Below are 11,693 nucleotides of genomic sequence, written 5' to 3' on the forward strand. Positions count from 1 at the left end.
AAGGAGTCGAAAACGATGGGTGCCATCAAGGTGTATTCGGAGGTAGGAACCGTCGAAAAGATCTTGGTTTCGCGACCTACCCGCTACTTCGATGCCGTCCGACCCGAATCGCGCGAGTTCCAGCTGGTCGATGATGTGGTCTGGGGCGAACAGGCCGCGCGGGACCACGATGCGTTCGCAGCGCATCTGCGCAGCGTGGGCGCCGAAGTCGTCTATTTGGAAGACCTGTTCGAGCAGTCCCTCGGCGACGAGGCCGACCGTCGCAGGTTCTTGGATGAATACATGACCGAGGACCGCATCTACGATGACGCGAAACGCGAGCAGATCGCAAACTACCTGCTGCCCATGAACGCGCATGATTTCGCCACCACGCTTATGGCCGGCATAGAGAAGACCGACGTGGCGTCGGTGGAGAAACCTTGGAGCCTTGCCGATGTCCTGCCCGACGATACGCCGGACGATCCCTACGCGATGCATACGAGCTGCAACTTCATCATGTGCCGCGATCCCGGATGCTCCGTCGGCTCCAACTTCACCCTCAACCGTTTCGTGCAGCGCACGCGCAACCTGGAAACCGTCGTATGGAAGCACGTGTTCGAAAACGTCGAGGAGTTCGCTGGAGGCGCCCAGCTGCTGCATACGAACGACCCGCACGGCGAAACCATCGAAGGCGGCGATATCTGCATCCTATCCCCCGAAGTCATCGCCGTAGGACATAGCTGCCGCACGCTGCCCCAAGCCATCGAACGATTCGCGAAAGCCGTGCTTTCCAGCGGCGACACGTTCAAGAAGGTCGTCGTGTTCGAAATCCCCAAAGGCCGCGCCTGGATGCATCTCGACACCGTGTTCACGCAGGTGGACATCGACAAGTTCACATACTTCCCCGGCATCATGGGCGGCCTGCAGCTCTTCGAGCTGACCTTGGATGCCCATGGCGGCCTGAAGGCCGAATTCACGCAGGAAAAGCTCGGAAAATGCCTGAAGCGTCTGCTGCACCTGCCTGCCGTCGACCTCATACCCTGCGCAGGCGGCGACCCGTACTGGGCCGCCTACGAACAGTGGAGCGACGGAAGCAACACGCTGGCCATCGCGCCGGGCGTCGTGGTCACCTACGATCGCAACCACCGCACCAACGCGGTGCTTGCCGAGCATGGGGTGAAGGTTCTCACCGTTCCCTCAGGCGAACTATGCCGCGCACGCGGAGGCCCGCGCTGCATGAGCATGCCGTTGAGGCGCGCCGACGTCTAACCCTCCCTTACTACAACCGATGAGGGCCGTCATGCCGAGCGGGAGACGGCCCCCATAGCATCGACGGAACACGATTGAAAGGATAGGACTGCCCATGATCACCAAGAAAGACTTCCTCGACGTGCAGGACTTCACCAAAGAGGAGTTCCTCGAAATGCTCGAGATGATCCGTCTGCTGAAGGAAGCCGACCAGAAGGGCATCCAGCTGCCGCTGCTTGCCCGCACCACGATCGCCCTCATGTTCGACCAGCCCTCCACGCGCACCCGCGTGAGCTTCGAGAGCGCAATGGACAAGCTCGGAGGCGATGCGCTCTATCTTGAGACCAAGACGTTGCACGTAGGCGAGAACCGCGAGACCCTGAAGGACACCGCGCTCGTGCTTTCAGGCATGGTCGACGCCGTCATGATCCGCAATGAGAGCCATGATGCGATCATCGAACTGGCCAAATGGTCGACCGTACCGGTTTTCAACGGCATGAGCAGCGCATGCATGCATCCGACCCAGGCGCTATGCGACGTGTTCACGATCATGGAGAACATGCCCGCTGGCAAGAAGCTCGAAGACGTCAACGTCATGTGGATCGGCGACAATTCCGTCGACCGCAGCGAAGACAACCTGCATATCGGAGGCGTGTGCCGCTCCAATGCGCTTATCGCCTCCATCATGGGCTACACCTTCATCAGCTGCGCCCCCAAGCCAGCTGAAATGCTCCCCCAGGACGTGGCGCTCGTGCAGGCGAACTACGAGAAGAGCGGCGGTCGGTTCATCCAGACCGATGACCCGTACGAATACATCGACCAGGTCGACTTCATCATCACCGATGCGTGGTGGTACCACGGCAGCGACCATCTCAAGGACAAGAAGCTCGACGAGTTCTTCCCCACCTACGCCGTGAACGACGAGCTGATCGCGGCCGCACCGGCATGGGCGAAGGTCATGCATCCGCTGCCCGGCAACCGCGGCTACGAGATCGCCGAAAGCGTCTGGGACGGGCCGCATTCGCTGCTCATCGAGCAAGCGGCGAACCGTTTCCATACCCAGAAGGGCCTGCTCGCCACGTTCATGTATCCGCGCGTGCGCGAGCAGAAAGAAGCGCTGGTGAGCTACTACACCGCACAGGTGGAGCAGGCGCTCACGCAGACCGTGGACAAGATCGCCGGCACCCATTACGACGCGTAGGCCTCGCATGCGGCCGGCGTTCGTTGCGAGAACGTCGACTCCGAAACGCGCGTCGTGAATGGGAAACCCGTCTCCTTGTCCGTCATTCATGCGGAAGCAAGTCCCGTGCAGGGACCTGCTTCCGCATTTCCCTTATGGGGACATAGATCGAGGCGATCGGTTCGACAGAACGCCAGGACGTCCCTTATCGGACACTCTTCATCGACCTTTGTTCCCAAACCCTGCTAGCTTCATCGTTTCCGCTGCATCGCAGGTATAATACGTGCGGTATGAATCAGCTTATCGACCGAGGTACCCGCATGCTCATCGACGCAACGACCGAATCCCTCCACCCTCTTGAACAGATTTTCTTCGAATTGAAGTACAGTCCGACGATCGAGATGGCAGCAAGCCTGCATGCGATGGAATGCCCGAAACACTTTCCGTCTCAAAAGGACCGGGTGGACGCTACGCGTGCGAAAATGGGTCCCGATCTGCGCTCGGAGTTCAATTGCATCGCGCGGGAGACGCTTGGGTTCGCGCCCGTGATGGATCTTATCGACCATCTGGAACGAAGCGACATCGACAATATCGCGCTTTTTCTCGACCGCCTGGCCGATGTGGATCCCGTCGAATTCGCCTACGGATATTTCTCGGGGCTCATCCCCAAAAGAACGATCCGCGCATTGCTCAAGGACCCCCAGGCCCGCATCCCGGAAGGCGAGGCGCTCGGCCATTATTTTCCCGAGAAGAGTCTGCGTGCGTATTTCGAAATCCAAGACGAGCTGCGCCCGCGCATCGCTTCCTTCTTGAAAGCATACTGGACGGACGTGTTCGCCCGGGAATGGGACCATATAGGCGCGGTCGAGATCAGGCGGCTTTCCGAGGAGAAGCATGCGCTCGCGGCGATCGGGCACCGGGCGTATCTCGCAGGCTGCCATGCAGGAATCTCGGTCGACGACGATGCCGTGCGATTGCAGAAATCGATGGGATTCACCATCCCCTACCGCAGCATCAAGAAAGTCGAGATCGTCATTTCAGCGTACGTCCGTCCCCATCTGATGATGAACTGCTTCGACGACGTGCTCACCATCTATAAAGGCGTCGACATGGCGATAAGCGATCGGGAAACGTCGTTTGCCGAAGTGGAGAAATTCGTCAAAGCCATCAGCAGCGTCACCAAGCTCAAGATCCTCTTCGAGCTGAATCGCCAGGAGCAGACGACAAAGGAGCTGGCAGAACGATTCGACGTGGCATCGAGCTCCATCTCGGAGCATCTGAAAGCGCTGCGCGAAGCCGAGCTCGTCTATCCGCAACGCGTCCAAAACCAGGTGTACTACCGCTTCCTGCATGAAAACTACGATGCCCAGCTCACCTATCTCAAGGACGCATTCCGGGAACGCTAGAATCCACCGTCGGCATTCGCCCGATGCGCGGGCGTGCGCCACGGATCCTGCCGGGAGGCTCTGAGGCGCGCATGCACCAGGGCCTTCCGGCAAGGCCTTGGCGCGCATGCGCACATGCGCTTCGTCGGAACATCCCGACGCACGGAAAAGCGCGCGAGCCTTGTTGCAAGACCCGCGCGCACGGAGGGGAAGACTATTTCGAAGCCGGCGATTACAGCCGGAAACGACGGGGTTTTCAAACGACCGGCCCGCGGGCGGCTATTCCCATGCGGAAAGCGCCTCGATCTCGGTCGCAGCGATCTCGCCGAAGGCGAGCGCAGGGCCGAGCGTGCCGCCGCCTCCGACATAGCATGCGCCGCCGGCGCCGATGCCCGCGCAGTTGCCCTGCGCATAGAGGCGTTTGATGACGTTTCCTTCCATGTCGCGCGTCTGCGCGCGGGCATCGGTCTTGATGCCTCCCATGGTGCCGAGCACCACGGGAACGATTTCGGCCGCATAGTAGGGCGGCGTGTCGATGGGCTTCAGCGTGCGGGCCGGACCGTCGTAATCCACGCTCGCATACGTGCAGTACTTGCCATAGTAGTCCTGGCCACGCCCGAAATCGGGGTCGACTCCCTGTTCGGCATTGCCGTTGTAGCGCTCGATCTCGGCGAGCAGGCCCGCCTCGTCGATGCCGCAGGCAGCGGCCAGCTCTTCAAGGGTCTCGTAGCGTGCGTAGCTCGTTCCGGGCGTGCCCTTCTCCCCTGAATTGAAGGGATGCTCGTCGGCGGCCGCCTGATCGATGATGGCCCAGGCGGGCAGGTGCTCCCATCCGCGCTCGCCCCCGTTGTTCTCGATGCTCGTGAAGCTGCGCCCGACGCAATCGTAGCTCGCGCATTCGTTCGTGAAGCGCTTCCCATGCTTGTTGACGAAGATGATGCCGCGCTTCGCGTCGTCGCGTATGATGGTCGAAAGCTGCGATTTCCCCTGTTCATGCGCTTCTTCGAATTCTTTTTTATAACCCGGCGACAGGAAGGATTCGGCCATGAGGTTCAGATCGGCGCCCAGTCGCATGGCCATCTTCTGGCCGTCGCCTTCGTCCGTCGCGATACCCCAGCTATAGCGGGCAGGAGTGCGCAGGAAGTTCTTCATCATGGACATGTTCCAGTCGAAGCCGCCGCTCGCCATGACGACGGCGCGACGGGCGCGCACGTTGATGGTGCTCCCGCCTGATGCGGCGGACACGCCGAGCACCTCGATCGAACCGTCCTCGGCCGTCCTGGACACGATATCCGTCACCCGGGTGCTCGTCAGGAACTCGGCGCCGAGGGAAGTCGCCGCCTCGATGACGGGCGTGTTGAGCTTGCCGACGCTCGTCTCGCCTTCCGCGACCTTGGGAAGGATCGAGCGGCCGAGCTCTTTCGCCCCGGGGAGAAACATGTTGTAGTCGATTCCCGACTTCCAGAGGGTCCATTCGACGCCGGCCATATCGGCCACGTTGCGGACGGCCGTGTTCACGTTGTCGACGAAGGCCGCGGCTTCTTCGGGCATGTACGTCTCGCCGGACAGGGCCTCGATATAGCGCAGGGCCTCTTCACGACTGTCGTCGATGCCTTCCGCCACCTCGAGATCGTTCATGGGAGCCCAGACCACGCTCGAGCTGAAGATGGTCGAGCCGCCCGTCTGCGCATTCTTCTCAAGGACGATGACGCTCAGCCCGGCATGCGCCAGGCGCATGGCCGTATAGGATCCGGTGCCGCTTCCGATGATGACGACGTCGGCTTCCTTATCCCAATTCATCTCTCCGGATGCGGCTTTCGCGCCCGCGTCCTTCGGCGCGCAGGCGGCAAGCGACGCGGTCAGGGCGCCAAGCCCCGCGAGACCGCCTAGCTTCAATGCATCGCGCCTGCTCATTCCCTGTGCTTCCGGATTCATACGCACCCTCCCAAGTCGTGGCCGGGCGCTCCCCTCCTGGAGCATTCGGCCTGCATTGAGCGCACCATACGATGCGTCCGCCGATTGGGGAAGATGGCGCTTTTCAATAGTTGGATTCCGAAGTTTTACCTGTTCGGACTGCTTAATGACGCGAACGTGGGCGAAGGTGTCGATTTTCGATACCTTCCGCTTCTCCGAACGTGCGGCGTAATACGGCTACGACGGCCTCGGCTCCTCGCGCGACGAGAGCACGGCGCGCAGGCAGGCGGCCGCGCGATACGAATAGGCCTGCCCGTCCACGAACCGCGACAGCAGACCTGCATCGGCAAGGTTTTCGAGATCGCCGCGCGCCGTGGAATATGCGATGCCGTACGTCTTCTGATGCGAGGATATGCGGAACGTCTTGTCAGGAATGAGCACCGCGCTGCGAAGCACGTCTCTCTGCCTATGGGCGAGTCCGGGGATGCGGCCGATTCCCGCCACGACATCCTCATCGACACGCGCCTTGACGGAAAGCGAGCGCGCGATCGCGCGCACTTCCTTCAGCATGAGACGCATGACGACATCGTAGTAAGGCGTCCAGTCCCCGTTTTCCTCGGTCGTAGCCAGAGCTTCCTCGAACGTGAACGCGGCCGCGTCCCCATACCCCCCTGCGCGCCATTTCTCGAGGATACGTATCTTCGGAACATACCGGAAGACGGGATGGCCCTGCTGCAGAAGGTACAGGCGGCTCGCCACGCATCCCATGAGGTTGTTGCACGAAGGGAAAAGCGCCGCTCGCCAGAATTGGCAGTTGACGAGCATGGAATTCATGAGGGGATAGCGGGGCGGGTCGCTCGCGCAGCCTGTCGCCGCATCCACGACGATTCGAAGCGTGGGACGCCCGCACCCGTCCCGTCCGCACTCCATCGCGTAGTGCTCGAAGAGCGGGGAGCGAGGCAGGGCATCGGCCGCGGCAAGCGGGCCTTGCGTCCCCTCCGTCAGCTTTTCGTACAGCCCTTCCAGCGTCGCCTCGTCGAACGGGGCGTTCTCGAATTCGTCGAGCCCGTACATGATCCGATGGAAATTGAGGGCGAGCATCTCCGCGGCGTCCAAAGGCGGGCGGTCGCCCAGGATGACGGCGCGAAGATCTTCGTAGCCGACCTCGAAGCCGTCGAATGAAAGGTTGCAGACCATCTCCTCGACGTACTGCTGCGTGATGAACCCTCTGCCCTTGCGTTCATGAGCGCGCAGATCGAGATCGGATCCCTTCCGCGTAAGCGCAGAGATCTCATCGAGGGTCCGCTGAAGGCTGACCGGAACCGTATGCCAACCGTCACGCGATTCGATAGACGAACGCAACGCGCGAGGACTATGGAACGACTGCGCGTAGCGCACGGTGGTCAGCGCCTTCCATGCGTCTTCGATGCCGCAGCCTTCCGGCAGTTCGGAGACATCGATGTCCGCCTTGCGCAAGGGCGCGAGCCATGCGCGCCTCATCAGGCTTTGGAATGCCGTCGTATCGAGAATGCCTCTCATCTCCCTCTCCCTGCGATCTCCTCGCCGCGCTTCGTCCGTGACCATCGAACCGTTCGGCATGCGGCAAGGCCGTCACCCGAGCGGACGCATCGGCATATATTACAACCCGCGCGCCTTCAGGTCGCCGACGAGCTGCACGTAGAACTCGCGCACGTCGAACCCGGGTATGTTCTCGCGGTTGAGATCGACCATATCGCCGTGGCTTATGCCGCGCTTTCCCTCGATTTCCAGGAATCGGTACGAATCGCCCCAAGCGAACGACCGCTCTCCGACCAATCCGTCATTCGGGCCGTCGAAGTACCGTGCGATCAGATACGTGAGATTGAGCGGGAAGGTGCCCGAAGACGCCTTGTTCAGCTTCGAGCCGTAGCTTGCGCACCAGACGCCGTCGACCGTCGGCGGAAGCTCCACGTTCAGACGGGCCGCGCCCGAGGCCGTAAGATCCCTGACTGCGGATATGAAATCGGGCGCGGGGTCTCCCAAGGCATGCGCTGCGGTATCGTACGCGCGCGCGATGGCCTGCTGCTGCGCCGCAGGCATGATGCCAAGCAGGTAATCTGCGAACTCACACCCCCTATGCGGCGTGTTGATCGTGACGAGCGATGCGACGTGCGCAGCGATCTCGGGATCGGCGAGCGCGGCGCGGCAATCCAGGCCGCCCTTCGAATGCGCGATGAGATTGACCTTGTCCGCACCCGTCTCGTCGCACACCTCGCGAATGCGTCGCGCAAGTTCTCGCGCGCTTTCCTTGACGGGAAGGGCAGACGAATGGCATCCGTAGAAGATGCGCGCGCCGTTGCGTTCGAGCGCTTCGGGAATGCGGCCCCAGTAGTTCACAAGCTTGGAGTCGCGGAAGAACACGCCGTGCACAAGCAGCAGCGGATAGTTCGTCGCGCAGACGCGCAGAGCCGCGCGGCTCTCGTCGAGGACTTCCCTCTCGTATTCGAAGCGCGCCTCCGCATCCACGGTCGAGATGATTCGTGCGAGAAAGTACAGATGGACGAGGGGAACCAGGCCGAAAACGCCGCCAAGGACGCGCAGGCGCACGCCGAGCTGCATGCTGAATACGTAGGCCCTGATCATGCCACACCAGAAGACAAGAGCTTCGATCGCGCACGCGATCCCGAGGCACGCCAGCCAGAACATCGGATCGATCGGCGCGCCTCTCATCGCGCCGAACAGAGCGGCCCCGAACGCGACGAAAGCCGCCGCGCACACGATGCCGCACGACATGAGGAACACGATGAGCAGCTCGCACGCCCCTCGGCATGCCTTGATCCGACGTATGCGAGACGCCTCGCCATACGGTGCCGGCCAGGCGCACAGCGCAAGCACCCAGCATCCCAGAATCGCCACGACCGCTCGCGGCACGACGGCATGCAGGCAGGCGCATGCCACGAACGCGCTTACGGCAAGCGCGTTCGCGATGCGAAATGCCCATGCAACAGTGCGATTCATGCTGCCATCGCCTTGATGCAGTAGTCGATGAAGGCCTTCATCTCAGGCGTGGGCTTTCGAGATGAAAGCTGCGCAATGCCGAAGCGCCACGTCACGTCTTCAAGAGGAAGGGCAACGACCGAACTATCGCGCGCGAACAAATCCATCTTTACCAGATGCTTCGCAGAGAACCCTAGCCCCTTGCCCGTACGAGCGAAGTCGAACATGCGGAAAATCTCGGCTGTCGCATAGACCTCGCCAAACTCGATCCCGGCATCCTTCGCCATGTTCCTCAGCGTTACATTGCATTTGAATTCCTCTCCGGGCATGGAAATCCTTCGATCGAGAAAATCCTCGATGTGCAGGCGATCGTGGCTGGCAAGCTCGTCTTCGGCTGAAATCCAGAAATACATAGGCGTCGAATATAGCTCATAGGTCAAAAAATCGGGATTGTACGGAGCGACCGTCAAAGCAATATCGAACCGTCCCGCCTTCAAACCGATGTCGCAGGCGCAGTCGTTCAATTCTTCATAACGAACAGCGATGCGTGGATGCTTCCGCCTAAAGCATTGGATGAAATCGGGGCCAAGGTACCCGAGAATCCCCAAGCCTATGCCGACGCGAAGTTCATGTCGCTCGGCCGCGCGCATAGCCTGGTATTCCGCACGAAGATTCGCATAATTATTCTCGAATACGCTCACGAAATCCAACAACAGATCGGCTTGCGGCGTAGGACGGAGGCGTCCCGCCGAGTCGGATTCAAAGAGAATCACCTCAAGCTCGGATTCGAGGGAATGAACCGCTTTCGCCAACCCCTGCGATGACATAGGAATCTTCTTCGCAGCTGCCGAGAAGCTGCGAAGCTGATACGCAAGCGCGAAATACTGTAGTTGCTCCCGATACATGGCGTTTCCTCCTGAAGGAAAGATGCCATTGCACGTAACGAACCTATAGTACAACGTCGTGCTTCATTTCGACTGAAACTGATTCTTACACGCCTCTCGCTTCTGGTTGGCGCGTCTCCCATTGCCGAACCTCTATTCTTTCTGCATTCTAAAACCAGGTGAAGAGCTCTTTCGGGCTCTTCGATATGAGCTGAAGGAGGGGTTTGCATGAAGGTGAGGGAATCGAGCATCAGCCGTCGCAACTTCATGGCGGGAACAGGGCTCGCAATCGCGGGGCTTACCGGAGGAGCGCTTATCGGATGCACACCGGCTGACAAGGGGGCGTCTCGGACTGGCGACATGGGCGGAACCGCCGAGGGAGGAAAGAACGCATTCGGTTTGGATGAATCGGTATGGAAGCTCGACGAGATCGGGGGACCGACTGAAACCATCGATGCCGACGTCTGCATCATCGGCGGAGGCGGAACCGGCATGGCCGCCACCATCCAGGGTGCGGAACTGGGCTTGGATGTCGTGCTTCTCGAAAAGGGCAGCAATCTGGGCGGCGCGTTCTCCGCAACCGAGGGAATGTTCGGCGTGGAATCGCATTGGCAGAAAGAAGCAGGCGGAGGCGGTACGGTGGGCGAAGCGGTTCGCCGCTGCGTGAACTATCACCACTACATTCCAAGCACGCAGCTATACTACAACTTCTTCTCCCAAACCGCCGAGACCATCGAATGGTGCGAAGAGCACGACTGCCGCTTCCGCGCGGTCGTCGACTATGGCGGGAATCTAGCCTGGCACGTGTATTACTACGATGAAAACGCGTCGAGCCCTGGCGCATACTTCACGGACAGCCTCATCAAAGCGACCGAGAAGACAAGCGCCAAGATCATCACCGACTGCATAGCGAAGAAGATCCTAATGGAAGACGGCAAGGCCGCAGGTGTCCTCGCTGAAGCGAATGACGGCACCGTGTACCAGGTGAACGCCCCGGTCGTTATGCTCGCATCGGGCGGCTTTCCTAGCAACATGGAGTTCCTGCATGCTATCTCGCCGTACACCGTGAATAAGAATCTCGTATCCCTTGGCGCACCCGGGCGCGATGGAGACGGTCTGCGTATGGGCGTAGATGCCGGCGTCATGCTGTCCGAAGGCTATGGAAGCGTCATGTGGTGCGGGCCTGCAGCTATCGGCGCGCTCTGGGCGACCGACGCCTATTCCGCGTCTGTCCAACCTACGCTCTGGGTGAATCAGGATGCCAAGCGTTTCATAGCCGAAGACCTTTGGATCGGTAATTTCGCCGCTGGCGGCATCGCCTGCCGCGACCAGGAACTTACCTACGTCATCTTCCGCGAGAAGGACCTCGCTGCCTGGGAGCAGAACGGCCCATACGGCACCGTGTTCACCTTCGGCACACCGGGTGTCGCCATGGATAAGGCTCGCGAACAGCTCAAAGGCCTCTCCTCGGTACATACCGCGGATACGCTCGAAGAGCTTGCGAAGAGCGTCGGTCTCGATCCGAAGGCGCTCAAGGAGACCGTCGATGAGTACAACAAGTTCTGCAGCGACGGTTCCGATCCCATCTTCGGAAAGGCAACGGAATACCTGACCCCCATCGATGAGGGGCCGTTCTGGATCCTCGAAGTAGCCGATGGCTACTACACCACGGTCGGCGGATTGGAAATCAACGAGAACCTCGAAGCGGTCGACTGGAATCGCAAGGCCATTCCTGGTCTCTATGTGGGCGGATGCGACACCGGTAGCCTATATGGCGATTCCTACGACGTAGCCACCGCACCCGGATCCCAAGCATCCTGGGCCATCAATTCAGGACGTCTTGCCATGAAGAATGCTGCAACGTACCTCGGTAAATAACCTCAATCTGCGGCGCGGTCCCATCCCCTCTTCCTAAGGTCGCGCTATAGGGGAATGACGGGCCTTCCGATGCTTCGGAAGGCCCGTCGCACGTACACGGACCGCGACGACGCACGCAAGGGCAATGGAGATGTTTCCTTTTGAGAGGAGGTCCTTGGCTCGAATTGATCGCAGCAGGTTTTCTGATTGAAGAGCGTTCGTTGTATACCTTTCACCGAAAAGGTATTTTCTACCCCCCCCCCCCCCCCC

Annotated in this window: 8 protein-coding genes; 4 read left to right on the plus strand and 4 right to left on the minus strand. The window is 60.4% G+C overall.

What is annotated here, in order from left to right; genetic code table 11:
* The first annotated feature begins 15 nt into the window (after positions 1–15).
* The 3 genes from HMPREF1155_RS04010 to HMPREF1155_RS04020 all read left to right on the plus strand — a co-directional run bounded on the left by HMPREF1155_RS04010 (position 16) and on the right by HMPREF1155_RS04020 (position 3,813).
* A complete protein-coding gene (locus HMPREF1155_RS04010) occupies positions 16–1,248 on the plus strand; it encodes an arginine deiminase family protein (RefSeq protein WP_009077555.1) in 1,233 nt (410 codons plus the stop codon).
* 94 nt (positions 1,249–1,342) lie between these two features.
* Positions 1,343–2,428 (plus strand): ornithine carbamoyltransferase, encoded by a 1,086-nt coding sequence (locus tag HMPREF1155_RS04015; protein ID WP_009077594.1) that lies wholly within the window; start codon positions 1,343–1,345, stop codon positions 2,426–2,428.
* A gap of 299 nt (positions 2,429–2,727) precedes the next feature.
* Positions 2,728–3,813 (plus strand): helix-turn-helix transcriptional regulator, encoded by a 1,086-nt coding sequence (locus tag HMPREF1155_RS04020; protein ID WP_009077572.1) that lies wholly within the window; start codon positions 2,728–2,730, stop codon positions 3,811–3,813.
* A gap of 258 nt (positions 3,814–4,071) precedes the next feature.
* Here the strand turns inward: HMPREF1155_RS04020 and HMPREF1155_RS04025 are convergent, their stop codons facing one another.
* From HMPREF1155_RS04025 to HMPREF1155_RS04040, 4 genes are all read right to left on the minus strand, one after another.
* Entirely contained in the window at positions 4,072–5,706 is a 1,635-nt protein-coding gene (locus tag HMPREF1155_RS04025; RefSeq protein WP_238319098.1) for an FAD-dependent oxidoreductase, read from the minus strand.
* Positions 5,707–5,943: 237 nt separating this feature from the next.
* Positions 5,944–7,245 (minus strand): hypothetical protein, encoded by a 1,302-nt coding sequence (locus HMPREF1155_RS04030; protein WP_238319099.1) that lies wholly within the window; start codon positions 7,243–7,245, stop codon positions 5,944–5,946.
* Positions 7,246–7,344: 99 nt separating this feature from the next.
* Positions 7,345–8,703: a triacylglycerol lipase gene (locus HMPREF1155_RS04035; protein WP_009077552.1), complete on the minus strand. Its 1,359-nt coding sequence runs from the start codon at positions 8,701–8,703 to the stop codon at positions 7,345–7,347.
* A complete protein-coding gene (locus HMPREF1155_RS04040) occupies positions 8,700–9,587 on the minus strand; it encodes a LysR family transcriptional regulator (RefSeq protein ID WP_009077569.1) in 888 nt (295 codons plus the stop codon). The genes HMPREF1155_RS04035 and HMPREF1155_RS04040 overlap by 4 nt, the downstream gene beginning before the upstream one ends.
* Before the next feature lie 207 nt (positions 9,588–9,794).
* Between HMPREF1155_RS04040 and HMPREF1155_RS04045 the strand changes: the two genes are divergently transcribed.
* The gene (locus HMPREF1155_RS04045; RefSeq protein WP_009077583.1) at positions 9,795–11,444 is read left to right on the plus strand and encodes an FAD-dependent oxidoreductase; all 1,650 of its coding nucleotides are present in this window, start codon (positions 9,795–9,797) and stop codon (positions 11,442–11,444) included.
* Positions 11,445–11,693 lie beyond the last annotated feature (249 nt).

It is taken from the genome of Slackia sp. CM382, from assembly GCF_000293015.1.
GTDB classification, from domain to species: domain Bacteria; phylum Actinomycetota; class Coriobacteriia; order Coriobacteriales; family Eggerthellaceae; genus Slackia; species Slackia exigua.

Bases quoted from the DNA above. Each gene is read 5' to 3' on its own strand.
- HMPREF1155_RS04010 (WP_009077555.1), top strand. From the start codon at position 16: ATGGGTGCCATCAAGGTGTATTCGGAGGTAGGAACCGTCGAAAAGATC.
- HMPREF1155_RS04015 (WP_009077594.1), top strand. From the start codon at position 1,343: ATGATCACCAAGAAAGACTTCCTCGACGTGCAGGACTTCACCAAAGAG.
- HMPREF1155_RS04020 (WP_009077572.1), top strand. From the start codon at position 2,728: ATGCTCATCGACGCAACGACCGAATCCCTCCACCCTCTTGAACAGATT.
- HMPREF1155_RS04025 (WP_238319098.1), bottom strand. From the start codon at position 5,706: ATGAGCAGGCGCGATGCATTGAAGCTAGGCGGTCTCGCGGGGCTTGGC.
- HMPREF1155_RS04030 (WP_238319099.1), bottom strand. From the start codon at position 7,245: ATGAGAGGCATTCTCGATACGACGGCATTCCAAAGCCTGATGAGGCGC.
- HMPREF1155_RS04035 (WP_009077552.1), bottom strand. From the start codon at position 8,703: ATGAATCGCACTGTTGCATGGGCATTTCGCATCGCGAACGCGCTTGCC.
- HMPREF1155_RS04040 (WP_009077569.1), bottom strand. From the start codon at position 9,587: ATGTATCGGGAGCAACTACAGTATTTCGCGCTTGCGTATCAGCTTCGC.
- HMPREF1155_RS04045 (WP_009077583.1), top strand. From the start codon at position 9,795: ATGAAGGTGAGGGAATCGAGCATCAGCCGTCGCAACTTCATGGCGGGA.